This window comes from Bifidobacterium parmae (assembly GCF_002860365.1).
In the GTDB taxonomy this organism is placed as follows: domain Bacteria; phylum Actinomycetota; class Actinomycetes; order Actinomycetales; family Bifidobacteriaceae; genus Bifidobacterium; species Bifidobacterium parmae.
Genome location: NZ_NMWT01000001.1, coordinates 248,364 through 275,251 on the forward strand (window position 1 = coordinate 248,364; position 26,888 = coordinate 275,251).

Consider the following 26,888-nt stretch of genomic DNA (forward strand, 5'->3'; position numbering starts at 1 on the left):
CCCTTCGGTGTTGCTGGTGCGGACGCGCCCTTGCGTCGGCGCCGGGCGGATGCGGGACGCGGGTCCCGTGCGGATCAGTACTTGTTGGCGCCCTCGCCGATGAAGTTCACCTTGAAGCCGCGCTGGTAGTGCAGGAACATGCTGGCGCCGTAGCGGTCGACCGGGCGGTGGGTGAACAGCATGCGGATCGCGAACGCGGTCTGCACGTCCTCCGGCAGCGCGAGGAACGCCTTGTGGGCGTCCCAGTAGGGTTCGCGCACGATGGCGGCGTCCGGCACGTAGGCGTAGCCGTAGCCGTCCTCGTTCACGTAGCCCATGAACGGCAGGTCCCACGCGTCGTAGCGGGTGAGCTTCGCCTTGTACTCCTCGACCTCGGCCAGCGCGGCGTCGCTGATGCCGAACGACTTGGCGACCTTGTTGGCCTCGGCGGTCTTCTCCTCCGGGGTCTTGTCGAACATGTCGAAGTTGACGGTGATTACCTTGTCTTCGGCTTCCTCTGCCATGACTGCGTCCTTCCCTAATCGAATCGAACATGATACATGTTCGATTCTGTGGTGAGAAAATGTACGTTTTATCCGATGTTGCTTGGGGTTTTCATTGATGCCTTGATGAACATCTGCGATACAGACTAGCATGATGTGAGCGCTCAAGGTATTGAAAATACACAATTTCCGGCCTTGTTAACGCGGGCGTTACCTTGCTGGGAGATATTGTGCGCCTTCTTGGCTTCATGTGCGAATGACTACGTAATCAACCATCGTTGATGGTAGGTATTTCATGGAAACGAACATTCATGTTCGTTTTTCTTGGTGGTCCGGCGTGTCGCGGAACGGAGGCGGATGCCGGTGGCCGGCGGTGGCCGGCGGCTGCGGACGCGTCAAGGGTGTGGCGGGTGCGGGGAGGGGGAGCGGGAGCTGTCGATGACGGATGAGGGCGGGCGGTCGCGGGTGCGCCGTGGCGTGTGATGACGGGCGGTGCGGGGCCGTCCGTGGTGCCGGTACAATCGTGAGGGTTGCCCCCGTAGCTCAGTCGGTTAGAGCAGCACCCTTATAAGGTGTTTGTCCTGGGTTCAAGTCCCAGCGGGGGCACTGTCTGTTATTCGCCCCCCGCTGGCGGGGGCTGTCGGCGAAGCCGACTGGGGGTGGTCGTCGGGTGGAACCACCCTCAGTCTCACTGCGTTCGACAGCTCCCGCCAGCGGGAGCGGGCGGCGTGTCCCGGGTGTCGGGGCGGGGGACTATCATCCACTAGGTTCCGGTTCACGCCAGCCATAGGGGCGAGGCGACCCGGGTCACCTGAATTCCTTAGGAGACATCATGAAGCAGGGTATCCATCCCGATTACCATGCCGTCGAGGTCCTGTGCTCGTGCGGCAACACCTTCGTCACCCGTTCCACCTACAAGGGCGACCACATGACGGTCGACGTGTGCTCGAAGTGCCACCCCTTCTACACCGGCAAGCAGAAGATCCTCGACACCGGCGGCCGCGTCGCCCGCTTCGAGCGTCGCTACGGCAAGAAGGCCAAGTAGCATACTTGACGCCAGTCCCGCGAGACGGGTCGGCGCGCTTCGGCGTACCGTCCCGCCACCATTCGCAGGACTGGCGTTTTTGTATGCCCGCACACCCGCCGGCGCGTCCGGCCCATGCCGTCCGCGAACCGCGGAACCGAACACCATACCAATCCCGAGGAAGACAAGACCATGGCAGACGAACAGTTCCCCGCGGCGGCGACCGCGCTGGAGGAATACCGGAACATCGAACAGGAGATGGCCAGTCCCGAGGTGGTGACCAACCCGGACAAGATGCGCAAGCTGGGCCGCCGTCACGCCGAGCTCGGCGCGATCGTCTCCGCGTACAAGACCTATCTTTCCGTGCGCGACGACCTCGAGGCCGCCCGCGAGATGGCCGGCGAGGACCCCGACTTCGCGGCCGAGGCGAAGCGCCTCGAGGCGGAACTGCCCGCCGCCGAGGAGAAGCTCCGCACCGCGCTCATCCCGCGCGATCCGGACGACGCGCGCGACACGATCATGGAGATCAAGGCCGGCACCGGCGGCGAGGAGGCCGCGCTGTTCGCCGGCGACCTGCTGCGCATGTACACCCGCTACGCGGAGAAGCGCGGCTGGACCGTCACCATCCAGTCGGAGAACGGCACCGAGCTGGGCGGCGTCAAGGACGTGCAGATCGCCATCCGCGCCAAGGGCACGCCCGCTCCGGAGGACGGCGTGTGGGCGTCCCTCAAGTACGAGGGCGGCGTACACCGCGTGCAGCGCATCCCCGTCACCGAATCGCAGGGCCGCATCCAGACCTCCGCGGCCGGCGTGATCGTCTTCCCGGAGGCCGACGAGGACGACGACGAGATCGAGATCGATCCGAAGGACCTCAAGATCGACATCTTCATGAGCTCCGGTCCCGGCGGACAGTCCGTGAACACCACGTACTCCGCGGTGCGCATGACGCACATCCCCACCGGCATCACCGTGAACATGCAGGACGAGAAGTCGCAGATCCAGAACCGCGCCGCCGCGCTGCGCGTGCTCAAGAGCCGCCTGCTCGCCATGAAGCACGAGCAGGAGGCCGCCGAGGCCGCCGACATGCGCCACTCGCAGGTGCGCTCCCTCGACCGTTCCGAGCGCATCCGCACGTACAACTTCCCGGAGAACCGCATCGTCGACCATCGCACCAACTACAAGGCGTACAACCTCGACCAGGTGCTCGACGGCGACCTGCAGGCCGTGATCGACTCCGACATCCAGGCCGACGAGGCCGAACGTCTCGCCAACCAGAAGTGATGATGGGCATCGAGGGAATGATCCGCGCCGCCGCGGCGCGACTGCGCGAGGCGGGCGTCGACACGCCCGAACACGACGCGAAGCTCCTGCTCGCCGAGGCGGCCGGCGTCGAGCTGCGCGACGTCGACAAGGCGCTGCTCATGGGCGATCCGCTCGACGCCGGCCGCGGAGCCGGCACGGACGACGAGATCGCCGCGCGCTTCGACGCGATGGTCGCCCGCCGCGCCAAGCGCGAGCCGCTGCAGCACATCACCGGGCACGCGCCGTTCCGCTATCTCGACCTGAAGGTCGGACCGGGCGTGTTCATCCCGAGGCCGGAGACCGAGACCGTCGTGCAGGCGGGACTCGACTGGATCACGCGCAACGGTCTGTACCATCCGCTCGTCGTCGATCTGTGCGCCGGCTCGGGCGCGATCGGCCTCGCCGTCGCGACCGAGGTGCCCGGCGCCGAGGTGTGGGCCGTCGAGAAGTCGCCGGAGGCGTACGCGTGGACGGAACGCAACCGCGACCTCATCGCGCGCGCGAACCCGACCGCCGGCTACAACTACCATCTCGAATTCGGCGACGCGACCAGCACGCTCACCCTCCCGCAGCTCGACGGGCGCGTCGACGCCGTCATCACGAACCCGCCGTACGTGCCGCTCGACCAGATCCCCGAACAGCCGGAGGTGCGCGACCACGATCCCGCGCTCGCGCTGTACGGCGGCTCGGCGGACGGCGCGCTCATCCCTGAGCGGATCGTGCTGCGCGCCGCGCGGCTGCTGCGCGCCGGCGGCGTGCTCGTCATGGAGCACGACGTGACGCAGGGGGAGCGGCTCGTCGCCTACGCGCGCGCGAACGGCTTCGCGACGGCCCGAACCGAGAACGACTGGACCGGCCGCCCGCGCTTCCTCTTCGCCGAACGGTAGAATTCGCCGAACGGTAGAACTCGGCCTCCCTCGTCGACGAGGGAGGCCTTCGTGTTTCGAAATGCGGAAAACAGCCGCATGTCGGACGAAAACGTGGGTTGTCTCACAATAAGAAACACCATTGCGGGCGGTACCGGCATGCCTGTATAACAGTCGGCGGCAAGCATCGTGGGAGAGGAGACGAGGGTGCCGCGCGCATGGCCACAAGCCGGGCGCGCCGCACGCCGACAGGAGTCCCGCGCGCACATCATGCGCGTCCCCGCACGAGCCGACGGTCCCGGAGGGTCCGGGAAGAGGCTCATGGCCACGGTGCGCAATTCACGAAGAAGAAAGAAGGCAGAACAGTCATGTTCTCCAAGAAGATGATCGCGGCCGGCGCGGCCGCCGTCATGGCCATGTCGCTCGCCGGATGCTCCGGCGGCAGCATGGACGACTCCTCCAGCTCCAGCTCCGCCGCTTCGGGCGACACCATCACCATCGGTTCCGTGACCACCAACTCCGGCACCGCCGCCGCGTACGGCGAGGCCGAGGTCAAGGGCTTCGAGCTGGCCGTCTCCGAGATCAACGCCAAGGGCGGTATCAACGGCAAGAAGGTCAAGCTGGAGTCCCTCGACGACAAGGGCGACGCCACCGAGGCGTCCAACGCCTACAACAAGCTCGCCGCCGACAACAACGTGCTCGCCGTGGCCGGCCCGACCATCTCCGCCACCACCGCCGCCGTCGCGCCGCTGGCCGACCAGACCAAGCTGGTCACCATCGCCCCGGCCGCCACCTCCGACTCCATCGAGACCGGCAACTACCTGTTCCGCACCTGCTTCAAGGACTCCTACCAGGGTGAGGTGGCCGCCCGCTTCGCCGCCGAGAACCTGAAGGTCAAGAAGGTCGCCGTGCTCTACGGCACCGGCGATCCGTACTCCTCCGGCGTCGGCGAGGCCTTCGCCAAGGCCGCCGAGAAGCTCGGCATGCAGGTGGTCGACAAGGAGAGCTCCTCCTCCGCCGACGACACCGAGTACTCCGCCCAGCTGCAGAAGATCCAGGCCTCCGGCGCCGAGCTGCTGTACGCCCCGTACTACTACTCCGTGGCCGGCCCGTACATCATCCCGCAGGCCCGCTCCGTCGGCTTCGAGGGCTACGTGATGGGCCCCGACGGCTACGACGGCCTCAAGCTCACCGGCGACAAGTCCCAGTACGACAAGACCTTCTACACCACCCACTACTCGGCCGACGACACCTCCAACACCAAGGTGCAGGACTTCATCAAGTCCTACAAGGCCAAGAACAACGCCGATCCGAACACCTTCGCCGCCCTCGGCTACGACACGATCTACATGATCAAGCAGGCCATCGAGAAGGCCGGCAAGAGCGCCACCCGCGAGGACGTGCGCAACGCCGTCGCCGGCATGAGCTTCGAAGGCGTCACCGGCAAGTTCACGATGGACAAGTCCGGCTCGCCGACCAAGTCCGTGATTGTGCTCGAACTCAAGGACGGCAAGCCCGTCTACAACACCACCGTCCAGCCCAAGTGAGCCACGCTCCAGTGAGTCCCGCCCACCAGGGTCGCGGCGTGTGACGCGACGAGAACAGGAGAGCGGCCGGTTCGCCGGCCCTCTCCGTTTTTGCGTTTTCATGCGCCCGTTCCGTTCGATTCGGATCGTCCGGATTCCGTTCGTTTCAATTCCGTCAATTCCGATTCCGTCAATCCCGGTTTCGTCAATCTCATAGAAAGAAAGGGGGAGCGATGACCGATCAGATCATCATGTTCATCAGCCAGCTGTTCAGCGGTCTCAAGATCGGCAGCGTCTACGCGCTCGTGGCGCTCGGCTACACCATGGTCTACGGCATCATCCGACTGATCAACTTCGCCCACGGCGATTTCATCATGGTCGGCGCCTATGTGCTGATGCTCACCATTCCCGCCATCGTCGCCATGGGCATGCCCGCCTGGGTGGCGATCGTCCCGGCCATCCTCGTGTGCGTGGCCGTCGGCATCATCGTCGAGAAGGCCGCCTACAAGCCGGTGCGTGAGAAGGGCAATTCGATGACCGCCCTCATCACCGCCATCGCCATGTCGCTGCTGCTGGAGAACGGCGCCCAGGCCGTCTTCGGCGCCGACTTCCAGACCGTCCCGACGATCTTCCACCTGCCGTCCATCGCGTTCGGCAAGCTCAAGCTGCCCGGCGACACGCTCCTGACCATCGTGCTCGGCCTGATCATCATGATCGGCCTGCAGCTGTTCGTCAAGTTCACCAAGCAGGGCAAGGCCATGCGCGCCGTCTCCGAGGACAAGGAGGCCGCCGTGCTCATGGGCATCAACGTGAACTCCACGATCGCCCTCACCTTCGCGATCGGCTCCGGCCTCGCCGCCGTCGCCTCGCTCATGTACTGCGCCGCCTACCCGCAGGTCTCCCCGATGATGGGCGCCATGCTCGGCCTCAAGGCGTTCGTCGCCGCCGTGCTCGGCGGCATCGGCTCGATCCCGGGCGCCATGATCGGCGGCATCGCCATCGGCCTCGTCGAGAGCCTCACCAAGGCGTACATCGGCACGATCACCGGCGGCGTCATCACCTCGGCGTTCTCCGACGCCATCGTGTTCGCCATCCTGATCGTCGTGCTGCTGGTCAAGCCGTCCGGCATCATGGGCAAGAACGAGGGGGAGAAGGTCTGATATGAAGAAGTCCATGCTTTCCACGAGGCAGTCGTACCTCGTGTGCTTCCTCGGCATCCTCGCCTCGTTCGGCGTCGTCATGGCGCTGTGCGAGTCCGGCATCGCCAACTCCTACATCAAGGGCATCATGATGACCGCGTGCATCGCCATCATCATGACCACCTCGCTGAACCTCACGATCGGCGTGCTCGGCCAGCTGACGCTCGGCTGCTGCGGCTTCGAGGCGATCGGTGCGTACGTGGCCGCCCTCGCCTCCAAGTACATGGTCGCCACCGGCATGCTCGTCGACCCGACGCTGCGCTTCCTCGTCACCACGCTGCTCGGCGGCGTCGTGGCCTGCGTGTTCGGCATCCTCATCGGCATCCCGGCGCTGCGCCTGCATGGCGACTACCTCGCCATCATCACGCTCGGCTTCGGCGAGATCATCCGCGTCATCATCCAGAACCTCAAGGTGGCCGGCGGCATGGGCCTCGACAAGGGCGCGGCCGGCCAGGCGCTCATCGGCATCGAGCGCACCGCCAACCTGTACATCGTGTTCTGGATCATGATCATCACCGTCGTGGTGCTGTTCATGTTCGGCCGCTCCCGCTACGGCCGCGCCGTCAAGGCCATCCGCGACGACGAGATCGCCGCCGGCGCCTCCGGCCTCAACACCACGTACCTCAAGGTGCTCGTCTTCGCGATCTCCGCGTTCTTCGCCGGCATCGCGGGCGGCATCTTCGCCCAGTACATCGGCTCGCTCAACCCGACGATGGCCGGCTGGCTCAACTCCATCAACTACGTGATCATGGTCGTCTTCGGCGGCATGGGCTCGATCACCGGTTCGATCGTCTCCGCGATCGGCCTGACGATCCTGCCGGAGCTGCTGCGCGCGTTCGCCGACTACCGCATGCTCGCGTACTCGGTGGTGCTCGTGCTCGTCATGATCTTCCGCCCGCAGGGCATCTTCGGCTCCTGGGAGTTCTCGCTGCCGCGCCTCGTGAACCGTCTGCTGTTCCGCAACCCGAAGGCCGAGGCCGAGGAGAAGGCCGAAGCCGCCGAGGCCGGAAAGACGGACGCCGCGACCGAGACCGTCGCAACCGCCGCAACCGCCACGGAAACGAAGGAGGCGTGAGATGACCGACGCGAAGACCAGCGAACAGCCCATCCTCAAGGCCGAGCACCTCGGCATCACCTTCGGCGGCCTCAAGGCCGTCTCCGACTTCAACATGACGATCCACAAGGGCGAGCTCATCGGTCTGATCGGCCCGAACGGCGCCGGCAAGACCACCGTGTTCAACCTGCTGACCGGCGTGTACAAGCCCACGGAAGGCGACTTCTGGCTGGACGGCGAGCACATGAACGGCAAGAAGACCTACCAGGTCGTGCGCGCCGGCATCGCCCGCACCTTCCAGAACATCCGCCTGTTCAAGCAGCTCACGGTCGAGCAGAACGTGCTCGTCGCCTTCGACGAATCGTTCAGCTACCATCTGGGCGGCGCCATCTTCCGCACCCCGCGCTTCTGGAAGCAGGAGAACGAGATGCACGCCAAGGCGATGGACCTGCTGAAGATCTTCGACCTCGACGGCCTCGCCTCCACGCAGGCCGCGAACCTGCCGTACGGCCAGCAGCGCAAGCTGGAGATCGCGCGCGCCCTCGCCACCGGCATGAAGCTGCTGCTCCTCGACGAGCCGGCCGCCGGCATGAACCCGACCGAGACCGAGGATCTGCTGCGCTGCATCAACACGATCCGCGACCGCTTCGGCATCGCGATCCTGCTCATCGAACACGACATGAGCCTCGTGATGAGCGTGTGCCAGCGCATCCAGGTGCTCGACTACGGCCGCACGATCGCCTCCGGCACCCCGGAGGAGATCGCCAACAACCCGCAGGTCATCTCCGCCTACCTGGGCGCCGACGACTCCGACGACGCCGAAGCCGACTCCACCGACCACGCGACGCCCGAACCGAGCATCGCCAAGACCATGCAGGAAGGGGCACGCTGATGCTGGAAATCAAGGATCTGTGCGTCTCCTACGGCGCGATCGAGGCGGTCAAGGGCATCAGCCTGACCGTGAACGACGGCGAGATCGTCTCGCTGATCGGCGCGAACGGCGCCGGCAAGACCACGACGCTGCACACGATCACCGGCCTCGTGCCGGCGAAGTCCGGCTCGATCGTCTACGACGGCCACGACCTGCTCAAGACGCATGCGAACAAGATCGTGACCCTCGGCATGGCGCACGTGCCGGAAGGCCGCCACGTGTTCACCCGCATGACCGTGCAGGAGAACCTGGAGATGGGCGCGTTCAGCCTCAAGGACCAGTCCGGCATGACCAAGGACCTCGACATGGTGTTCGACTACTTCCCGCGCCTCAAGGAGCGCCGCCGCCAGCTGGCCGGCACGCTCTCCGGCGGCGAGCAGCAGATGGTCGCCATGGGCCGCGCCCTGATGAGCCATCCGAAGACCATCCTCATGGACGAGCCTTCGATGGGCCTGTCGCCGCTGCTCGTCAAGGAGATCTTCAACATCATCGTGACGCTGCGCAAGGAGGGCATCACCGTGCTCCTCGTCGAGCAGAACGCGAAGATGGCCCTGTCCATCGCCGACCGCGCCTACGTGCTCGAGACGGGCCGCATCACGATGGAGGGCAAGGCCTCCGACCTGCTCCACGACGAGAAGGTCCGCAAGGCCTACCTCGGCGCGTGAGCGTCCGGTAGCGCCGGAAGACAGCGTGGCCCCCTCCGCGATGAACGGAGGGGGCCACGTCGTCTCACGCCCGGCAGTAGTCCTGGTAGACGCTGGCGTCCTTGTCGGTGATCGTCTTGATCACGCGGGCCGGATTGCCGACGGCCACCGAGTTCGCGGGGATGTCCTTGGTGACGACCGCGCCGGCGCCGATCACGCAGCCGTCGCCGATGGTCACGCCGCCGAGCACGGTCACGTTGCCGCCGAACCAGCAGTTCGAGCCGATCCGGATCGGCTCGCCGTACTCGTAGTCGTAGGCGGAGCCGTCCTCGCGCGTGCGCACGTTGCGGTCCTGCCACCTGAGCGGGTGCATCGGCGGCAGCAGGGAGACGTTCGGTCCGAACAGCACGTCGTCGCCGATCGTGACCGGCGCGCAGTCGAGCACGGTGAAGTTGAAGTTCGCGAACACGCGGTCGCCGATTCGCGTGTGGCACCCGTAGTCGAAGAAGACGGGGCCCATCACGTCGAGGTTCGCGCCGTGGCCGGGCAGCAGCTCGTCGAGGATCGCGGCTCGCGTCGCGTCGTCGTGGCGGGAGGTCGCGTTGAAGCGGGTGCACAGGTCGCCGGCCTTGCGGCGCAGTTCGTCGAGTTCCGGGTCGGAGGCGTCGTACAGCTTGCCGTCGAGCATCTCCTCGCGTTCGGAGCGTCGCGGCGTCGGCAGTTCGACGGGCGGGACCGCGAAGACGGGGGAATCGGAATCGTTGGAAACGTTGTCATCGGTGGTGGCGTCGGTCATGATGCTCCTTTGCGTGGTGCGTATGTCGCGGGTTTTCGATTCAGCTTAGATGTACGAGCGTACATAACGGCGTATGTGTGGCGGTCGAGGTGCGATGGTGCAATGATGGATTGTGGAAAACAGGTTTCAGGAGGCGTTCGATGAGTGAGATTCGTGCGATCGACGACGATGCGCTGCACGAGGCGGCGGCCATCGTGCGGGACGGCGGACTGGTGGTGATCCCCACGGACACGGTGTACGGGATTGCCGGCGACCCGCGTTCGACCCGCGCCATCGACCGCATCTACGAGCTCAAGCGCCGTCCGCGCTTCAAGGCGCTGCAGGTACTGCTCGCCGACGTCGAACAGCTCGACGGGATCGGCCTCGACCTGCCCGCCCCGCTCAACCGCCTTTCCGCGCGGTTCCTGCCCGGCGCGTTCTCGCCGATCGCCGTCGCGCGCGAGGACTGCACGCTGAAGACCGTCGCCAAGGACGGCACGCAGGGCATCCGCGTGCCCAATTCGACGCTCGCGCTGCGCATCCTCAGGGCCACCGGCCCGCTCGCCGCGTCCAGCGCGAACCTGTCCGGCGACGAGAGCGCGCAGAGCGTCCACGAGGCCGTCGAGGCGTTCGGCGACGCCGTCGCCCTGTATCTCGACGGCGGCTCGACGCCCGGCCACGTCTCCAGCACCGTCGTCGCCGCCGACCCGCACGAGCGCGACGGCATCGCCATCCTGCGCGAGGGCGTGATCGGCCAGTCCGAGATCCGCGCCGCGCTGCACGTCAACGGGGGAGGACTCGGCGCATGAGGATCTACCTGTTCATCGCCGCCATCGCCGGCGGCGCCACCTACCTGCTCACGCCGATCGTGCGCCACGTGGCGATCGAGATCGGCGCGGTCGGCGAGGTGCGCGCCCGCGACGTCCACAAGATCCCGACGCCGCGCATGGGCGGCCTCGGCATGATGCTCGGCTTCGCCGTCGCCATGCTGTTCGCCAGCCACATCAGCTTCATCCAGGGCCTGTTCCAAGGCAGCCACCTGCCGTGGGTCGTGCTCGCCGGCGCGGTCATGATCTGCCTGCTCGGCATGGCCGACGACCTGTGGGACCTCGACTGGATGCTCAAGCTCGCCGGCCAGCTGCTCATCTCCGTGTTCGTCGCGTGGGGCGGCCTGCAGATCATCTCCCTGCCGCTCGGTTCGCTCGTCACCGCCTCGCCGAGCCTGTCGATGGCGATCACCGCGTTCCTCATCGTCGCGTCGATCAACGCGGTCAACTTCGTCGACGGCCTCGACGGCCTCGCCTCCGGCATCGTCGCGATCGGCGGCATCGCGTTCGCGATCTACTCGTACATCCTCGCGCGCACGTCGCCCTCCTACGCGTCGATGGCGACGCTCATCGACGTGGCGCTCGTCGGCATCTGCGTCGGATTCATCCTGCACAACTGGCATCCGGCGAAACTGTTCATGGGCGATTCCGGCTCGATGCTGCTCGGCTACCTCATCACCTGCGCGTCGATCGTGATGACCGGCCGCATCGACCCCGCCTCCGTGCACACGAGCATGTACCTGCCGGTGTTCATGCCGATCCTGCTGCCGATCCTCGTGCTGTTCCTGCCCGTGCTCGACATGTGCCTGGCGATTGTGCGCAGGCTCGCGAAGGGCCAGTCGCCGATGCACCCCGACCGCATGCACCTGCACCACCGCATGCTCAGGATCGGCCACACGGTGCGCGGCGCCGTAGCGATCCTGTGGTCGTGGGCCGCGCTCATCTCGTTCGGCTCGCTGATGATCCTGTTCTTCAAGGCGTGGCACGTGTTCATCGGCATGGCGGTCGTGGGCGCGGTGCTCGCCGTCGTCACGATGTACCCGTACCTGAAGCGCCGCGTGCCCGAAATCATGGAGGAGAACGCGCGTGAGGCGGTCGCCAAGGCGGAGCACGCCTCCGGCCGCGTCAACGACGCCGCCGGGGACGACGGCGACGCGGACGGCGACGGCAAGGCCTCGGGGAACGCCGCATAACACCGCCCACCGCGTAACGTCACCCCACGTTCTTATAGTGGACGCATGGCTACAAACCCCGATATGAACGCGCAGTCCGCGTACGCTCCGCTCCCTCCGATCTTCGCCAAGCTCGGCCTCGCCTATGACGATGTCCTGCTGCTGCCGAACGAGACGGACGTGATTCCCTCCGAGGTGGACACCACCACCCATCTGACCCGCAAGATCACGATGAAGGCCCCGGTCCTCTCCGCCGCCATGGACACCGTGACCGAGTCCGAGATGGCCATCGCCATGGCCCGCAACGGCGGCATCGGCGTGCTGCACCGCAACCTCTCCATCGACGACCAGGCCGCCCAGGTCGACGTCGTCAAGCGCTCCGAGTCCGGCATGATCACCGACCCGCTGACCGTCAACCCGGACGTCACCCTCGCCGACCTCGACAAGCTGTGCGGCAAGTTCCACATCTCCGGCCTGCCGGTCGTCGACAAGGACAACAAGCTCGTCGGCATCATCACCAACCGCGACATGCGCTTCATCGCGTCCGAGGACTACGACCACCTCAAGGTCAAGGACGTCATGACCCGCGAGAACCTCATCACCGGCCCGTCCAACATCTCCAAGGAGGACGCGCACGACCTGCTCGCCAAGCACAAGGTCGAGAAGCTGCCGCTCGTCGACGCCGAAGGCCACCTGACCGGCCTGATCACCGTCAAGGACTTCGTCAAGACCGAGCAGTACCCGGACGCCACCAAGGACGAGCAGGGCCGCCTGCGCGTCGCCGCCGGCGTCGGCTTCCTCGGCGACGCCTGGCAGCGCGCCTCCGCCCTGATGGAGGCCGGCGTCGACGTGCTCGTCGTCGACACCGCGAACGGCGAGGCCCGTCTCGCCCTCGACATGATCTCCCGCCTCAAGCACGACTCCGCCTTCGACGGCGTGCAGATCATCGGCGGCAACGTCGGCACCCGTTCCGGCGCGCAGGCGATGATCGACGCCGGCGCCGACGCCGTCAAGGTCGGCATCGGACCGGGCTCCATCTGCACCACGCGCGTGGTCGCCGGCGTCGGCGTCCCGCAGCTCACCGCCGTGTACGAGGCCGCCCAGGCCTGCCGCGCGGCCGGCGTGCCCTGCATCGCCGACGGCGGCATCCACTACTCCGGCGACATCGCCAAGGCCCTCGTGGCCGGCGCGTCCTCCGTGATGCTCGGCGGCACCCTCGCCGGCTGCGAGGAGGCCCCGGGCGAGAAGGTGCTCCTGCACGGCAAGCAGTACAAGCTGTACCGCGGCATGGGCTCCCTCGGCGCGATGGCCCCGCGCGGCAAGAAGTCCTACTCCAAGGACCGCTACTTCCAGGCCGACGTCACCTCCAACGACAAGGTCGTGCCGGAGGGTGTCGAAGGCGAGGTCCCGTACCGCGGACCGCTCAACGCCGTGCTCTACCAGATGCTCGGCGGCCTGCACCAGTCGATGTTCTACATCGGCGCCCACAACATCTCCGAGATGGCCGAGAAGGGCCGCTTCATCCGCATCACCGACGCCGGTCTGCGCGAGTCGCACCCGCACGACATCGTGATGACGGCCGAGGCGCCGAACTACTCCGGCTTCCACGCCAACTGATCGGCGCGTTCAGTCGGGTAGCGTATAACGCATGACGTGGGGTCCCACCGGTCCGGTGGGACCCCACGTCGCGTTTCGGGGGAGCGGCGGCATCGTGTCGTCATGTCGCGTCGTCACGTCGCGTCATGCGCGGCCGCCGCGCGCGCTCACGCCGTGAGCCGCGCCGTGGTCGCGCGCATGAGCAGCGACGTCGGCGCCACCGTATGCGCCTCGTCCGGCTCGTCGCCGCGCATGAGCGCGAGCGCCTTGCCGGCGGCGGCGCGTCCCAGCTGCACCGGGTTCTGGCGCACGGTGGTCAGGTCGACGACGTCGCCGACGTTGTCGCCGTCGAAGCCGACGAGCGACACCTCCTCGGGGATGCGCCAGCCGAGCCGTCGCAGCTCCTTGAGCAGCAGGACCGCGCACCGGTCGTTCTCCACGCAGATGCCGGTCGGCCGGCTCATCGCGCCGACGAGCTGGGCGGCGATGCCGGAGATCGCGGCCGCCTCGCCGCCGACCGACTCCTGCGCCTCCTCGTCGCCCTCGTCGCCGAGACGGGAGAGCGAGGGAATCGTGAGGATGTGCTCCTCGTCGTAGCCCTCCTGTTCGGCGGCGTCGAGGAATCCGCCCATGCGCACGGCGTCGCTGCACGTGAACGGCGACGGCTGCACCGGCTGCTCGACGTAGGCGATGGATTCGTGGCCGAGCGAGCGCAGCAGACGCACGATGCCGTGCATGGCCGCCTCGTCGTCGATGCGGATGGACGCGTCGAAGCCTTCGGTGGAGGGCACGTTGACGCCGACCATCGGGATGGTGAGCGTGTCGAGGAATTCGCGCTGGCGTTCGTCGAGGATGAACGAGACGATGATGACCGCGTCGAAGTTCTGCGTGCCGGGCAGCGTGTGGAAGAAGCGGTTGAGGTCCGTCTCCTCCCACATCACGTAGGGGACCACGTCGTAGCCTTCGGTCGACAGCACCTCGTACACGCCTTCGAAGGTGTTCGCGTTGAACCAGCTGTTGATCTCGTTGGGCAGCAGCACGGCCACGCGCATCGATTTGCCGCTCGCCAGCGACGAGGCCGTCTTCGAGAAGGTGAACCGGAGCTTCTCGGCGGCCTCCTCGACGCGGGCGCGCGTGTCCGGATTGACCTTGTCGAGGCCTCTGAGCGCGCGTGACACGGTGGATACGGAGACGCCCGCCTCCTTCGCCACGTCCGCGATCGTCGTCCTCGCCGTCTGTTGGCCGGGCATAGCCGTTCCTCCTTGTCTGTATCGCTGCATGGTCGTGCCGTGATTGTGCCGTGGTCGTGCCGTACCGTCGCGTCGTCCGCCGTTCCGCGGCGCGCCGCGTGCCGCACGATGCTCGACTGCGAATCCATCGACGGCGGGTCCGTATCGTGACCGTGCCGCCGTCCACCTTCGGATTGACGCCGTTACTACGATACTCCATGCGTTCAAAGCGCTTTCATCGAAATTATATAAAAGCGTTTGCAGTATTGCAAATCCGCCATTTGCCGTCAATGTCAAACCCGTTCGACACGCCGATTGCAGGTCATTTTGCATTTCGTTGTGCAAGCGTTATTATTCAAGGGTTACGAAAACGAAGAACATGTTGGAACGCTTGCTTGCAAGCGTTTGTATTCAAGGAGGAACACATGGTCGAAGCCACCGATCCCGCCCTGTGGTGGAAGCAGGCGGTCGTGTATCAGGTCTATCCGCGCTCCTTCAAGGACACGAAGGGCGAGGGCCTCGGCCAGATCGCTGGCGTGACCGAGAAGATCGACTACCTCGCCGACCTCGGCGTCGACGCCATCTGGCTCAGCCCGTTCTACCCCTCCCAGCTCGCCGACGGCGGCTACGACGTGGACGACTACCGCAACGTCGACCCCAAGCTCGGCACCATGGACGACTTCGACGCGCTCGCCAAGGCCGCGCACGAACGGAACATCAAGGTCGTCGTCGACATCGTCCCCAACCACAGCTCCAACCTGCACCCGTGGTTCCAGGAGGCCCTGAAGGCGGCCCCCGGCTCCCCGGAGCGCGACCGCTACATCTTCCGCGACGGCAAGGGCCCCAACGGCGACATCCCGCCGAGCAACTGGGAGAACCACTTCGGCGGCCCGGCCTGGACCCGCGTGCCCGACGGCCAGTGGTACCTGCACATGTTCACCAAGGAACAGCCCGACTGGAACTGGAACAACCCCGAGGTGCGCGAGGACTTCCTCACCACCCTGCGCTTCTGGCTCGACCACGGCGCCGACGGCTTCCGCGTGGACGTCGCCCACGGCCTCGCCAAGGACCTCGACCGAGACGATCTCGACGACTACGTCGTGTGGTGCACCTCCGACCAGCCGGACGACGGCTCCCACCCGGTCATCGACCGCGACGAGGTCCACGAGATCTACCACGAGTGGCGCAAGGTCTTCAACGAGTACAACCCGCCGGCGTTCGCCGTCGCCGAGGCGTGGGTGCAGCCCAACCGCCAGTACCTGTACGCCAGCCCGGACGACCTCGGCCAGATCTTCAACTTCGAGTTCGCCAAGAAGGACTGGATCCGCGACAACATGCACCAGGCCATCGAGGAGGGCATCGAAAGCGCCGAGCGCTCCGGCTCCTCCGCCACGTGGGTGATGAGCAACCACGACGTGGTCCGCCACGCCACTCGCTACGGCCTGCCGCAGGTGCCGACCAGCGAATACCACCAGCTCGCCAAGGACTGGGTGCTGCGCGACGGCACCACCTACCCGCTCGACAAGGAGGCCGGCACCCGCCGCGCCCGCGCCGCGATCCTCATGGAGATGGCGCTGCCCGGCTCCGCCTACGTCTACCAGGGCGAGGAGCTCGGCCTGTTCGAGGTGGCGGACATCCCGTGGGACCGCGTCGAGGACCCGTCCGGCCACCGCACCTCGCAGGCCGCGTCCACCAAGGGCCGCGACGGCTGCCGCGTGCCGCTGCCGTGGACCGCCGACCCGGCGAACTCGTACGGCTTCACCCCGGCCACCAAGGCCGACGGCACCCCGGCCGAGGAGGCCCACCTGCCCCAGCCGGCATGGTACACGGACTTCGCCGCCGACAAGGAGGCCGCCGATCCGGACTCGATGCTCAACCTGTATCGCCGCACGCTGGCCCTGCGCCGCAAGCTGCAGACCAACGACCTGAGCCTCGAATGGCTGCCCGAGGACCGCTCCACGGGCAAGCCGGACGGTGCGAACGGGTTCACCGGCGGCACGATCGCCTACAAGCGCGCCAACGGCTGGGCCTCGATCACCAACTTCGGCGCCGACCCGGTCGACCTGCCCCAAGGCGAGGTGCTCCTCACCTCCGGCCCGCTGACCGACGACGGCAAGCTCCCCCAGGACACCTCCGCCTGGATCCAGCTCGCCTGACACAGGACTTACCCAAAACTCAACGCAGAGAAAAAGGAAAGAAACAATGACAACAGCAGAAGCGGCCCCGATCCGCAACACCCCGGCCGAGAAATGGCGCTACGTCGCCGGCTTCATGGCCTTCGCCGTCCTCTCCGGCGTCGCCTTCTTCGGCACGATGTCCGTGCTGGTCCCGCAGCGACTGCGCGCGGACCTCGGCATGGGCACCGTCGAGTCGACCGCCGCCCTCGGCGCGATCAACTCCGCCGGCTCCATCGCCTCCATCTTCATCGCCCTGTTCATCGGCGCCCTGTCCGACCGCACGCGCAGCAAGTGGGGCAAGCGCACCCCGTGGATCTTCACCGGCGCGTTCATCTACGGCGTCTGCTTCTGGTCGCTGAGCCGCCCGTCCACCGCCGTCCTCATCGGCATCTTCTACGTGCTCGCCCTCGTCGGCCTCAACATGGTGCAGGCCCCGATCTACGCCCTCATCTCCGACCGCGTCGAGGAATCCAACCGCGCGACCGTCTCCGCGGCCATCGGCGGCGGCGGCGTGATCGGCCAGGGCATCGGCACGCTCATCGGCTCCCGCTTCATGGAGAACGTCGAGGTCGGCTTCGTCTGCACCGGCCTGTGCGCCCTCGCCGCCGGCCTGCTCGCCGTGTTCCTCACCCCGAAGGAGCCGTCCAGCAAGGACATGCCGAAGGACACCTCCAAGTCCATGGGCAGGGTCATCCTCGAATCCCTCACCCCGCCGCTCAAGGACTGTGGCGACTTCTATCGCGCGTTCATCTGCCGCACCTGCCTCATCGTCGCCTACCAGATGATCTTCAGCTACCAGCTGTACATCCTGACCGACCACATCGGCGACTCCGGCAAGCAGGCCGCCAACGCGATGGCCATCATCTCCGTGCTCACCATGGTCGCCTCCATGGTCGCCTCCCTGATCTCCGGCCCGATCGCCGACGCGCTTCACCGCCGCAAGGCCCCGATCGCCGTCGCCTGCGCCGTGTTCGCCATCGGTCTGGCCATGCCGTGGATCTTCCCGACCGAGATGGGCATGTTCCTCTTCGGCGGCATCGCCTCCTTCGGCTACGGCATGTACCTGTCCGTCGACCAGGCGCTGAACGTGGACGTCCTGCCGAACAAGGAGACCGCGGGCAAGGACCTCGGCTTCATGAACATCGCCACCTGCGCCGGCCAGGCCATCGGCGTGGCGATCACCTCCAGCATCGTCGCCGCCACCCACTCCTACAACTTCGTGTTCCCGACCGCCATCGCCATGGCCGCGATCGCCGCGATCGCCGTCCTCGGCATCAAGCGCGTCAAGTAACACGCCCCGCTCTCCTTCCCGGCTTCTCTGACAGACTGAGCCGTACAGCAAACATCTGAGGTGTTTGTAGGCGAAGGCGGGCGGCAGCGAGCAAAACATATCGCTGCCGTAGGCAGTCCGTAATTGCGGATGAGCCAGCCAGGGGAGAGACCTCAATACTTCTCCTACGGCCCGTCAGGAACGGGCCGCGGGAGATACCACACTTCCCTTCATTCCCTTTCCAACAGTGGGCCCCGCCGTTTCCAACCGGCGGGGCCCACGCCTTTTTTGGGGGCATGCCTTCGGCCCTGTCCGCTCTCTCTCGTGCCGAGACTCTTGTGCCGAGACTCTTGTGCCGAGACTCTTGTGCCGAGACTCTTGTGCCGAGACAGACCGGCGCGATTTTTCCCGGGAACAGCCGCGTCGTCCGGGTTTTCTTGTGCGGGGGAGGGGCGTCGGCGCGATTTTTCCGGGGAATCGGCCCACTCGTTCGGGAATAGTCGCGCTGACACCGGCTTAGTGCGATTTTTCCCGGGGCGATGGGGGTGTTTTCCGGGTTTTCTTGTGTTGGGAGGGGCGCCGGCGCGATTTTTCCGGGGAATCGACCCATTCGTCCGGGAATAGTCGCGCTGACACCGGCTCAGTGCGATTTTTCCCGGGGAACAGCCGCGTCGTCCGGGTTTTCTTGTGTTGGGAGGTGGTCAGTGCGTTTTTTCCCGGATGACAGGGGTGATTTCCGGGTTTTCTTGTGCTGGGAGGTGGTCAGTGCGATTTTTCCCGGGAATCGGCCCACTCGTCCGGGAATAGTTGCGCTGACACCGGCTCAGTGCGATTTTTCCCGGGAAACAGCCGCGTCGTCCGGGTTTTCTTGTGTTGGGAGGTGGTCAGTGCGATTTTTCCCGGATGACAGGGGTGATTTCCGGGATTTATTGCGCCGATACGGGGTGGTGGGCGGTACCGGGGTATTGGGTGGGCGGTACCGGGCGGTACTGGGTATTGGGTGGGCGGTACTGGGTATCGGATAGGTGGTACCGGGGTATCGGGTGGGCGGTACTGGGTACCGGGTAGGCGGTACCGGGGTATTGGGTGGGCGGTACTGGGTATCGGGTAGGCGGTACCGGGTATCGGGTAGGCGATACCGGCGTGCCGGATAGACGGTACTGGGTGCCGGATGGGCGGCGGTACCAGGTATCGGCCGAGCGTCCGTCGCGCGGTATAGTCTGTACTGTTCTGCCCAGGCATAGGTTAACTAGGAAAGAGGCACATGATGGTGGACGCGCATGACGCGGAGACGTACACGGCGGAGGGTTCCCGCCTCATCTGGATCGACTGCGAGATGACCGGACTCGACATCTTCGGCGGCGACGAGCTCGTCGAAGTGTCCGTCGTGCCCACCGACTTCGACCTCAACGTGCTCGACGAGGGCATCGACTACGTCATCAAGCCTTCCGACAAGGCCGTGGCGCACATGAACGACTTCGTGCGCCAGATGCACACCCGCTCCGGCCTCATCAACGAGTGGGAGCACGGCCTGAGCCTCGAAGAGGCCGAGAAGAAGGTCACCGAGTACGTGCTGCGCTTCACTCCCGACGGCGTCAAGCCGCTGCTCGCCGGCAACACGATCGGCTCGGACAAGAAGTTCCTCGACCATTACATGCCGAACCTGATGAGCCACCTGCACTACCGCAGCATCGACGTGAGCACGTTCAAGGAGCTCGCCCGCCGCTGGTATCCGGCCGTGTACGAGAACCGTCCGCCGAAGAACGGCGGCCACCGCGCCCTCGCCGACATCATCGAGTCGCTCGACGAGCTGCGCTACTACCGCGAGGCCGTCATGGCCGCAGCCCCCGGCCCGGACGCCGCCGAAGCCGCGCGCATCCGCGACCACATCGTCGCCACCAGCCTCAACGCCTGATCGACTCCCGGCGACCACCCCACCCGGCTTCGCCGGGAGCCCCCGACGTTATGTGCGACGTGCGCGGTACGCACTGCTATGGGACAGTCCACAGGACTGTCCCATCCAGCGGGGGCGATGGTGCTGCCTCGCCTTCGGCGAGGCCGTTGTTCGGCGGGGTGCCGGATTCCCTCCCGCTGGCGGGAGGTGGCGCGCAGCGCCGGAGGGGGCATATGGTGGGATCTTGGCAGTGGGAGCAGGAAGGAAGTCCATGAGACAATCCGAGGCGTTGGCGATCCTCAACGCCGGGGCGAACGTGTTCCTGACGGGCGCGCCCGGCGCGGGCAAGACGTACGCGTTGAACGAGTTCATCCGCGAGGTGCGCGCGGACGGCGCGAACGTCGCCGTGACCGCCTCGACCGGCATCGCCGCCACGCACGTCGACGGGCAGACCATCCACTCGTGGAGCGGCGTCGGCCTCGCCACCGTGCTCGATGCGAAACTGCTCAAGACCATCAAGACGCGCCGCAAACGCAAGATCCAGGCGACCGACGTGCTCGTCATCGACGAGGTGTCGATGCTGCACGCGTGGCTGTTCGACATGGTCGACCAGGTGTGCCGCGAGATCCGCCGCGACCCGCGCCCGTTCGGCGGGCTGCAGGTCGTGCTCTCCGGCGACCTCTTCCAGCTACCTCCCGTCTCCGTGTCGGGACGCAACCGCGACGTGATCCCGCCGAGCCCCGAGTTCACGGCGTCGCGCGAACGGTACGCGCGCGCCGGACTCAACCCGGAGGGCTTCGTCACCGAATCATTGGTCTGGCCGGAACTCGACCCGGTCGTCTGCTACCTGACCGAACAGCATCGTCAGGACGACGGACGCCTCCTCACCGTGCTCACGCACATCCGCGAAAGCCGCGTCGACGACGCCGACCGCGACGCGCTCGTCACGCGTCTCGGCGTCGCGCCCGAACCCGGCACGGTCGCCACGCACCTGTTCCCCGTGAACCGTCAGGCCGACAACCTCAACGATCTCCGGCTCGCGAGCATCATGCTCGACAGCCACGAGTTCCACGCCGAGCAGGCGGGGCCGGCGAACCTCGTCGAACGGCTCAAGCGCAACATGCTCGCCCCCGAACGGCTCGTGCTCAAGGAGGGCGCGGCCGTCATGGCGCTGCGCAACGACGCCGACCGCCAGTATGTGAACGGGTCGCTCGGCACCGTGCGCGGCTTCGCGAACGAGAATAAGGGCGGCTGGCCGATCGTCGCATTCGAGAACGGCAACATCGTCACGATGAAACCCGCCACGTGGGAGATGATGGACGGCGACACCGTGCTCGCCTCCGTCTCGCAGGTGCCGTTGCGCTGCGCGTGGGGCATCACGATCCACAAGTCGCAGGGCATGACGCTCGACCGCGCCGTCATGGATCTGAAACGCACGTTCGCGCCCGGCATGGGCTACGTGGCGCTTTCCCGCGTCGAATCGTTGGACGGACTGTATCTGGAGGGCGTCAACAACCGCATGTTCGCGGTCTCGCCCGACGCGGTCGCTTTGGACGGCGACCTTCGGGAGGCGTCCGCCGCCGCCTCCGACCTGCTCGCCGGACACGGCGCCGCCGCGTTCAAGCCGGGTGCCGGCTCCGACGGCGGCTTCGGCCTGGACGGCGTGCCTGGAGGAGCCGCACCCGGCGATGAATTCGCCCAAGACGCCCTCTTCTGACCGCTTTCGGATACCGTACCCGCGACGGGCTCTTCGCATTTCGGCGGGCAAGTGTGGGCTTGGATGGCTTGTCCGAATCCGCCGATTCTCTTTCTCGCTTGGCAGGGGTGCATCCTCACCGCTCCGAACACCCATCTGCGTTACGAGGGGTACTCGATTAGGGTTTATCCAGGGCTCGGGCACCGTAATGGCCGCCATGTACCTCGATGAGGCGTTCTCAGGTACCCCTCATAAGCAAGTTGTCTCCGGAGAACGACGGGAAAGTACCCCTGCCAAACGAGAATGCGATGGAATGACGACCGTTCACCCCCGGCCCGCCATGGCACCCTCCAAATCGGTCACGGTTCTTTCCTGGACTGCCGTGGCTCCCTCCATGTCTGTCCACGGTTTCCCGTGGAAAACCGTGGAGCGAGTCGTGATGGCGGGGGAGCGAACCTGTGTCGTCCACGTTCGTTGACGGGTGAGGTCCCCCTACTCGCCCGTGAATTGAAGCGTGTGGGACAATGAGGTGAGGAATCATCGTGGAGGAGGGTGTCATGGCGGACGACAAGCACATCGACGATGCGGATGACGCGCGAATCGACAACGAACACGACGATGTCGCGGACGACTACGCGGACGACTATGCGGACGACGTGTTCCGCGAGCTCGGCGACGACGCCGCGGAACCGTATGACGACGGCACGGCGCCGGACGTGCCGACGGCAGGCGCGGAACCATCCGCGGACGCAACGGGCACGCCGGACGCGAACGGTCCGGGTACGGGCGAATCGGATGCGACCCTGCCGGACGTGGATGGCGGGGTCACGACGGCGCGACGGCGGCCGAAGCCGCTCGTCGTCGCGCTCGTCGCGGCGTTCGCGGCTGGCGCAGTGTTCGCCGGCGTGGCCGTCACCCGCTCGATCCTCGATTTGAACGCGCGCAACCACGCGTCCGCGCTCGCCTACTGCCGCCGGGAACGCGCGCAATACACGGAGACGCTCACCGGCTACACGCCCGTCGCGCGGCAGGCGACCGCGCTGCTCAAGGAGACCGCGTCGCTCACCGGCAGCGACTCGCGCGCACGCCTCCAACAGCAGATGGACGCCATGCACGACGCCGACGTGACCGCTCCCGCCGAACAGGATTGCGCGGCGGACGCGCACACCGCCGACATCGCCGCGCTCGGCGACCGGTACGCGGCCGCGGCGAGCGCCATGGCCGACGGGCTCATCTCCATCCGCTACGACACGGACACGCTCAAGCAGATGAAGGACGGGTTGAACGCGCAGGACGCGCGCAAACAGCTGACCACGCTCATCGCGCGCGCGAAACTCGCCTACGACAGGTCCGCGGGCAAGGCGGACGAGACGGCGCGCAGCACGCTCAAGAACGCGATCGACACAGCGCAATCCGTGCTCGACACGACGCCGTCCGACGCGGGCGACGCCGTGAACGAGCAGATCCAGCCGATCTCCGAGGCGACCGCCAAGGTGATCGCGCTGATGCCGCTCGATTGCCATTTCACCGACTGCGTGGCGCTCACCTTCGATGACGGGCCGAACAAGCGGACCACGCCCAAGGTGCTCGACGAGCTGAAGGCCGCCGACGTGCCCGCCACGTTCTTCCTGCAGGGGCAGTTCGTCAGCGGGTCGAACGTGAAGCTCGTGGGGCGCATGGCCGCCGAAGGGCACAGCGTCGGATCGATGTCGTGGCGGCACACCCAGATGCATGCGATGGGCGCCAGCCAGCTCGCCAAATGGTTCAAGGACACGGATTCGGTGATCTCCGAGGCGTCCGGCAAGCCGGTCACGCTGTTCCGGCCGCCGGACGGCGCGTGGAGCGACGCGCTGCGCTCGCAGGCCAAGGCGAGCGGGCAGGCGATGATCCTGTGGGGCGTGGACTCCGGCGACTGGGGCAAGCTCGACACGAGCGAGATCGAGAAGCGCACGCTCGACGGCGCCTACCCCGGGTCGATCATCTCGCTGCGCGACGGGAACCCCGAGACCGTGAAGGCGCTGCCGGGAATCATCAAGGGATTGCAGGCGAAGGGATACCACATCGTCACCGTGGACACGCTCCTCGCCGGCGACATCCAGCCCGGCTCGGTCGCCTACGGGTTGAACGACGTGCAGTGAGCGGGGCTCCGATCACCAACGGCCGGCGATTGGGGTGCCGCAGTCGGGGCAGCGGGCGGTGGCGGCGGTGTCGGCGGGATCGCCCGCCGCGCCGCCCTTGCCGTCCAGCCGGTTCTCGATGATCCGGTACCAGTCGCGGACGACGAGCGGGGCGCGGCACTCGGGATTCGGGCAGAACGTGGTGTCGCCCTCCCGGTCGTGCACGTTGCCGGTGTACACGTACCGCAATCCTTCCGCCATCGCGATGCGCCGCGCGCGCGTCAGCGTCGCGTGCGGCGTGGGCGGCACGTCGGTCATCCTCCACGCCGGGTGGAACGCCGAGAAATGCAAGGGGACGTCCGGGCCGAGCGTCTCGCGGATCCACGCGCATTCCGCGTGCAGCTGCGCGTCGTCGTCGTTGAGGCCGGGGATGAGCAGCGTCGTCAGCTCCACCCACACGTGGCGGCCGTCCGGCGTGCGCGCCTCGTTCACCGCATAGTCGATGGTGTCGAGCACGTCCTGCAGGTGCGTGCCGGTCACCTTCCAATAGAACTCCTCGGTGAAGCCCTTGAGGTCGATGTTCGCCGCATCCATCGCCGCGTAGAAGTCGGGACGGGCCGGCGCGGCCATGTAGCCGGCGGTCACCGCGATCGGACGGACGCCGCGCTCCCGGCACGCCCACGCCGTGTCGATCGCGTATTCGGCGAACACGATCGGATCGTTGTACGTGAACGCCACCGAACCGATGCCGCGGTCCGCCGCGACGGCCGCGATCCTCTCCGGCGACGCCTCCGCGCCCAGACGATCGAAGTCGCGCGCACGCGAGATATCCCAGTTCTGGCAGAAACGGCACGCCGAATTGCAGCCGGCCGTGCCGAAACTCAGCACGCGCGACCCCGGATGGAAATGGTTGAGCGGTTTCTTCTCCACCGGGTCGACGGCAAACCCGGAACTACGGCCGTACGTGTCCGAACGAATCGCGCCGCCGTGGTTCGACCGCACGAAGCAGAACCCGCGCTGGCCGGGCTTCAGCACGCACCGGCGCGGGCACAGCTCGCAGCGCGCACGGCCCGTGCCGTCCGTGAAGCGGGTCTGCCATCGGCCGAGGGCCGGGTCAGTGGTCGGCATGGGCGGTCACCTCGTAGCGCTCGCAGACGATTTCGCTGTTCCTCCAGTCGAGCGCGGCGTCGAGGCCGGCCTTGGCGAGCAGGTGCGCGACGAACTCATGCGGATTCGGCAGCTGCTCCCACACCTGCGGCAGGAACGTGGCGCGCCGCCGCCCGTCCCGTTCGGCAAGGATGAGACCGTCCCTTCCGGGGCGCAACGCGCGTTCCAGCTCGTTGCGCGAGCGCACCGGATGCTCCGACGGGACGGCGGTCATGCGGCCGTCGTCGCCGCGCCGCCACTCGGGCGTCACGACGAGGATCGGCTCCGGTTGCGACAGTATGGACACCTCCACGTCGAGCAGCGGATACTCCTCGGCGGCGACCGGGAGGAAGCGCGGATCGCGGCTCGCCGCGTCCACCGCATGCTCGGCGACGTCGCGGCCGAGCGGCTGATGCGCCTCCAACGTGCCGATGCATCCGCGCAGTTCGCCGCCCTCCGTCAACGTGACGAAGCTCGCGCCCGGCTCGTCCAGCCACGGGTGCGAGGCGATGATCGACTCCACGGAATCCGGGGATTGCGGGGATTCGTCATCCAATCCGAGATGCGCGCGGATCGCCGCCCGCGCCAACCGCAACAGCACGTCGCCGCGCGACTCGTCGGTATGGGTGTCATTGGTATGGGTGTCGGTATAGACGTCATCGGCGTGGGCAGTGGGGGAGTCGTTCGCGTCGGTGATGGCATCAGTGGCGTCGGCGTGTGCGTCGCCCCCGCTGGATGGAACAGTCCGGTGGCCTGTTCCATAGCAGTGCGCACCGTGCACTCCGCCCCCGCTGGCGGGGGCTGTCGGCGTAGCCGACTGGGGGTGGTCGTCGTCCTCCCACACGGCGAACGACGCGTACCCGACCACCGCCTCGTCGGGATCGCGCATCGCCGGGCGCTCCTCGCCCGCGATCGCGACCACGCCGTCATCGCCGGACGTGGACCGGCCGAGCAGACGCATCGTAAACGACGACGCTGACCCGGCGGTACCGGCCGGGCCGCTGGCGGCCGGCACCAGCCCGCGCGTCAGCACGTCCAGCAGGCCGTTGACCGGATACGCGCCGCACGCGCGGTCCGGGCGGATAGGGCCGTCGCGCCGCGCGATCGCGTCGATCGTCGCGTCGTCGAGCGCCCGCGCGTACGCCTGCGGATGGTAATGCGACAGATCGGAGCTGATCACGATCACCGTCTCCGGGCCTCCCCACAGGGCGCGAAGCACGTCGCCCACCTCGCGCGGGCTTGCGTCGCCCGCGTTCAACGGCACGATCTCGATATCCGGGCCGAGCACGGTCTGCAGGAACGGGATCTGCACTTCGACCGCATGCTCGCGCGCATGCGTCGGATCGTTTACGATCAGGGCCGGAGCCTGCTCCATCGCGCGCTTCTCCGCCGCGGTGTCGATGGAGACCACACCCAACGGCGTGGCGAACGCGTCGGCGCTCGGGGCCGCGACGCCGCGCACCGCCACGCGATGCGTCGGGCCGACGATCACCGCTCGCGTGATGCGGCCGCGCCCGCGTTCGAGCAGCGCGTAGGCGAGCGCCGCCGTCGTGCCGGAGTACACGTAGCCGGCGTGCGGCACGATCACCGCCTTCGGCGCGCCCTGCGGCAGCGGATTCGCGGCCGCGCCGGCGAGCTTCGCGACGAGTTCGCGTCCGTATTCGAGCTGACGGTCGAGCATCCGCCGCAGCGCCGCGCGGTCGGCCGGGTAGAACGCGCCCGCCACCGCCGCGGGACGGATGCGCGTCGATCCTTCGTTGGACTGTTCCTTCGGCTGTGTCATATCGACCACCCCCGTACCATTCTAGTTTCCTCCGGCGTTCCCGGTTGCGCGCTCGGCCGATCGTCCGATGAGGCGGAACGTTTGCGGTTGTCCACGTCTCGTTATTGGGCAACATGACTAATTGTGATGGTAGTGAGAATTAGACGGATTGTCTAGCATGATGGTGAGAACATGCCGG

The 26,888-nt window shown here is 66.8% G+C and carries 21 protein-coding genes and 1 tRNA gene; 17 read left to right on the plus strand and 5 right to left on the minus strand.

Annotated elements, in window-relative coordinates; all coding sequences use genetic code 11:
* Nucleotides 1-74 precede the first annotated feature (74 nt).
* Nucleotides 75-503, minus strand: a complete 429-nt coding sequence (locus Uis4E_RS00985) for a glycerophosphodiester phosphodiesterase (protein WP_101621380.1) — start codon at nt 501-503, stop codon at nt 75-77.
* A gap of 511 nt (nt 504-1,014) precedes the next feature.
* Here Uis4E_RS00985 and Uis4E_RS00990 point away from each other — a divergent pair.
* The 9 genes from Uis4E_RS00990 to Uis4E_RS01030 all read left to right on the plus strand — a co-directional run bounded on the left by Uis4E_RS00990 (nt 1,015) and on the right by Uis4E_RS01030 (nt 9,049).
* Nucleotides 1,015-1,088 (plus strand) — tRNA-Ile (locus tag Uis4E_RS00990).
* Nucleotides 1,089-1,314: 226 nt separating this feature from the next.
* Nucleotides 1,315-1,527 (plus strand): 50S ribosomal protein L31, encoded by a 213-nt coding sequence (gene rpmE, locus Uis4E_RS00995; RefSeq protein WP_034526683.1) that lies wholly within the window; start codon nt 1,315-1,317, stop codon nt 1,525-1,527.
* Between the two features lie 171 nt (nt 1,528-1,698).
* A complete protein-coding gene (gene prfA, locus Uis4E_RS01000; protein WP_101621381.1) occupies nt 1,699-2,787 on the plus strand; it encodes a peptide chain release factor 1 in 1,089 nt (362 codons plus the stop codon).
* Between the two features lie 2 nt (nt 2,788-2,789).
* The gene (gene prmC / locus Uis4E_RS01005; RefSeq protein WP_101621382.1) at nt 2,790-3,695 is read left to right on the plus strand and encodes a peptide chain release factor N(5)-glutamine methyltransferase; all 906 of its coding nucleotides are present in this window, start codon (nt 2,790-2,792) and stop codon (nt 3,693-3,695) included.
* 347 nt (nt 3,696-4,042) lie between these two features.
* On the plus strand, nt 4,043-5,221 hold the full coding sequence (locus Uis4E_RS01010; RefSeq protein ID WP_101621383.1) for an ABC transporter substrate-binding protein: 1,179 nt from the start codon (nt 4,043-4,045) through the stop codon (nt 5,219-5,221).
* Between the two features lie 212 nt (nt 5,222-5,433).
* Nucleotides 5,434-6,360 (plus strand): branched-chain amino acid ABC transporter permease, encoded by a 927-nt coding sequence (locus Uis4E_RS01015; protein WP_101621384.1) that lies wholly within the window; start codon nt 5,434-5,436, stop codon nt 6,358-6,360.
* 1 nt (nt 6,361) lies between these two features.
* Nucleotides 6,362-7,474 carry a branched-chain amino acid ABC transporter permease gene (locus tag Uis4E_RS01020; RefSeq protein WP_165784793.1) on the plus strand — a complete coding sequence of 371 codons (1,113 nt, stop codon included), beginning with the start codon at nt 6,362-6,364 and terminating at the stop codon, nt 7,472-7,474.
* Between the two features lies 1 nt (nt 7,475).
* Complete coding sequence (locus Uis4E_RS01025; RefSeq protein ID WP_101621385.1) at nt 7,476-8,345, plus strand: ABC transporter ATP-binding protein; 870 nt, start codon at nt 7,476-7,478, stop codon at nt 8,343-8,345.
* Complete coding sequence (locus Uis4E_RS01030) at nt 8,345-9,049, plus strand: ABC transporter ATP-binding protein (protein WP_101621386.1); 705 nt, start codon at nt 8,345-8,347, stop codon at nt 9,047-9,049. Before Uis4E_RS01025 ends, Uis4E_RS01030 begins: the two co-directional genes overlap by 1 nt.
* Before the next feature lie 64 nt (nt 9,050-9,113).
* On the opposite strand, the gene Uis4E_RS01035 is transcribed toward Uis4E_RS01030, so the two are convergent.
* Nucleotides 9,114-9,716: a sugar O-acetyltransferase gene (locus Uis4E_RS01035; RefSeq protein ID WP_423734896.1), complete on the minus strand. Its 603-nt coding sequence runs from the start codon at nt 9,714-9,716 to the stop codon at nt 9,114-9,116.
* Between the two features lie 248 nt (nt 9,717-9,964).
* On the opposite strand from Uis4E_RS01035, the gene Uis4E_RS01040 reads away from it, so the two are divergent.
* The 3 genes from Uis4E_RS01040 to guaB are packed head-to-tail and all read left to right on the plus strand — an operon-like array spanning nt 9,965 to nt 13,419.
* Nucleotides 9,965-10,612, plus strand: a complete 648-nt coding sequence (locus Uis4E_RS01040) for an L-threonylcarbamoyladenylate synthase (RefSeq protein WP_101621388.1) — start codon at nt 9,965-9,967, stop codon at nt 10,610-10,612.
* The gene (locus tag Uis4E_RS01045) at nt 10,609-11,823 is read left to right on the plus strand and encodes an MraY family glycosyltransferase (RefSeq protein ID WP_101621389.1); all 1,215 of its coding nucleotides are present in this window, start codon (nt 10,609-10,611) and stop codon (nt 11,821-11,823) included. Before Uis4E_RS01040 ends, Uis4E_RS01045 begins: the two co-directional genes overlap by 4 nt.
* Before the next feature lie 45 nt (nt 11,824-11,868).
* Complete coding sequence (gene guaB / locus Uis4E_RS01050) at nt 11,869-13,419, plus strand: IMP dehydrogenase (RefSeq protein WP_101621390.1); 1,551 nt, start codon at nt 11,869-11,871, stop codon at nt 13,417-13,419.
* Between the two features lie 146 nt (nt 13,420-13,565).
* Here the strand turns inward: guaB and Uis4E_RS01055 are convergent, their stop codons facing one another.
* Nucleotides 13,566-14,648 carry a LacI family DNA-binding transcriptional regulator gene (locus Uis4E_RS01055; RefSeq protein WP_101621391.1) on the minus strand — a complete coding sequence of 361 codons (1,083 nt, stop codon included), beginning with the start codon at nt 14,646-14,648 and terminating at the stop codon, nt 13,566-13,568.
* Between the two features lie 404 nt (nt 14,649-15,052).
* On the opposite strand from Uis4E_RS01055, the gene Uis4E_RS01060 reads away from it, so the two are divergent.
* The 5 genes from Uis4E_RS01060 to Uis4E_RS01085 all read left to right on the plus strand — a co-directional run bounded on the left by Uis4E_RS01060 (nt 15,053) and on the right by Uis4E_RS01085 (nt 23,802).
* Nucleotides 15,053-16,783 carry a glycoside hydrolase family 13 protein gene (locus tag Uis4E_RS01060; protein WP_101621392.1) on the plus strand — a complete coding sequence of 577 codons (1,731 nt, stop codon included), beginning with the start codon at nt 15,053-15,055 and terminating at the stop codon, nt 16,781-16,783.
* A 46-nt stretch (nt 16,784-16,829) separates the two neighbouring features.
* On the plus strand, nt 16,830-18,095 hold the full coding sequence (locus Uis4E_RS01065; protein WP_101621393.1) for an MFS transporter: 1,266 nt from the start codon (nt 16,830-16,832) through the stop codon (nt 18,093-18,095).
* Nucleotides 18,096-19,341: 1,246 nt separating this feature from the next.
* Nucleotides 19,342-19,989 carry an oligoribonuclease gene (gene orn / locus Uis4E_RS01075; protein WP_101621432.1) on the plus strand — a complete coding sequence of 216 codons (648 nt, stop codon included), beginning with the start codon at nt 19,342-19,344 and terminating at the stop codon, nt 19,987-19,989.
* A 250-nt stretch (nt 19,990-20,239) separates the two neighbouring features.
* Nucleotides 20,240-21,685, plus strand: a complete 1,446-nt coding sequence (locus tag Uis4E_RS01080) for a DEAD/DEAH box helicase (protein WP_101621394.1) — start codon at nt 20,240-20,242, stop codon at nt 21,683-21,685.
* Between the two features lie 536 nt (nt 21,686-22,221).
* Nucleotides 22,222-23,802 carry a polysaccharide deacetylase family protein gene (locus tag Uis4E_RS01085; protein ID WP_101621395.1) on the plus strand — a complete coding sequence of 527 codons (1,581 nt, stop codon included), beginning with the start codon at nt 22,222-22,224 and terminating at the stop codon, nt 23,800-23,802.
* Between the two features lie 12 nt (nt 23,803-23,814).
* On the opposite strand, the gene amrS is transcribed toward Uis4E_RS01085, so the two are convergent.
* Nucleotides 23,815-24,909, minus strand: coding sequence for an AmmeMemoRadiSam system radical SAM enzyme (gene amrS / locus Uis4E_RS01090; RefSeq protein ID WP_101621396.1), 1,095 nt, complete (start codon nt 24,907-24,909; stop codon nt 23,815-23,817).
* A complete protein-coding gene (amrB, locus tag Uis4E_RS12130; protein ID WP_243394262.1) occupies nt 24,896-26,710 on the minus strand; it encodes an AmmeMemoRadiSam system protein B in 1,815 nt (604 codons plus the stop codon). Before amrB ends, amrS begins: the two co-directional genes overlap by 14 nt.
* Between the last annotated feature and the right edge of the window lie 178 nt (nt 26,711-26,888).

Excerpts from the sequence above, each read along its gene's own strand:
- orn (WP_101621432.1), top strand. The coding sequence starts at position 19,342 with ATGGTGGACGCGCATGACGCGGAGACGTACACGGCGGAGGGTTCCCGC.
- rpmE (WP_034526683.1), top strand. The coding sequence starts at position 1,315 with ATGAAGCAGGGTATCCATCCCGATTACCATGCCGTCGAGGTCCTGTGC.
- Uis4E_RS01060 (WP_101621392.1), top strand. The coding sequence starts at position 15,053 with ATGGTCGAAGCCACCGATCCCGCCCTGTGGTGGAAGCAGGCGGTCGTG.
- Uis4E_RS01010 (WP_101621383.1), top strand. The coding sequence starts at position 4,043 with ATGTTCTCCAAGAAGATGATCGCGGCCGGCGCGGCCGCCGTCATGGCC.
- Uis4E_RS01025 (WP_101621385.1), top strand. The coding sequence starts at position 7,476 with ATGACCGACGCGAAGACCAGCGAACAGCCCATCCTCAAGGCCGAGCAC.
- Uis4E_RS01080 (WP_101621394.1), top strand. The coding sequence starts at position 20,240 with ATGAGACAATCCGAGGCGTTGGCGATCCTCAACGCCGGGGCGAACGTG.
- amrB (WP_243394262.1), bottom strand. The coding sequence starts at position 26,710 with ATGACACAGCCGAAGGAACAGTCCAACGAAGGATCGACGCGCATCCGT.
- guaB (WP_101621390.1), top strand. The coding sequence starts at position 11,869 with ATGGCTACAAACCCCGATATGAACGCGCAGTCCGCGTACGCTCCGCTC.
- Uis4E_RS01035 (WP_423734896.1), bottom strand. The coding sequence starts at position 9,716 with ATGCTCGACGGCAAGCTGTACGACGCCTCCGACCCGGAACTCGACGAA.
- Uis4E_RS01085 (WP_101621395.1), top strand. The coding sequence starts at position 22,222 with ATGGCGGACGACAAGCACATCGACGATGCGGATGACGCGCGAATCGAC.
- prmC (WP_101621382.1), top strand. The coding sequence starts at position 2,790 with ATGGGCATCGAGGGAATGATCCGCGCCGCCGCGGCGCGACTGCGCGAG.
- Uis4E_RS01015 (WP_101621384.1), top strand. The coding sequence starts at position 5,434 with ATGACCGATCAGATCATCATGTTCATCAGCCAGCTGTTCAGCGGTCTC.
- prfA (WP_101621381.1), top strand. The coding sequence starts at position 1,699 with ATGGCAGACGAACAGTTCCCCGCGGCGGCGACCGCGCTGGAGGAATAC.
- Uis4E_RS01055 (WP_101621391.1), bottom strand. The coding sequence starts at position 14,648 with ATGCCCGGCCAACAGACGGCGAGGACGACGATCGCGGACGTGGCGAAG.
- Uis4E_RS01020 (WP_165784793.1), top strand. The coding sequence starts at position 6,362 with ATGAAGAAGTCCATGCTTTCCACGAGGCAGTCGTACCTCGTGTGCTTC.
- Uis4E_RS01040 (WP_101621388.1), top strand. The coding sequence starts at position 9,965 with ATGAGTGAGATTCGTGCGATCGACGACGATGCGCTGCACGAGGCGGCG.
- Uis4E_RS01045 (WP_101621389.1), top strand. The coding sequence starts at position 10,609 with ATGAGGATCTACCTGTTCATCGCCGCCATCGCCGGCGGCGCCACCTAC.
- Uis4E_RS01065 (WP_101621393.1), top strand. The coding sequence starts at position 16,830 with ATGACAACAGCAGAAGCGGCCCCGATCCGCAACACCCCGGCCGAGAAA.
- amrS (WP_101621396.1), bottom strand. The coding sequence starts at position 24,909 with ATGCCGACCACTGACCCGGCCCTCGGCCGATGGCAGACCCGCTTCACG.
- Uis4E_RS00985 (WP_101621380.1), bottom strand. The coding sequence starts at position 503 with ATGGCAGAGGAAGCCGAAGACAAGGTAATCACCGTCAACTTCGACATG.
- Uis4E_RS01030 (WP_101621386.1), top strand. The coding sequence starts at position 8,345 with ATGCTGGAAATCAAGGATCTGTGCGTCTCCTACGGCGCGATCGAGGCG.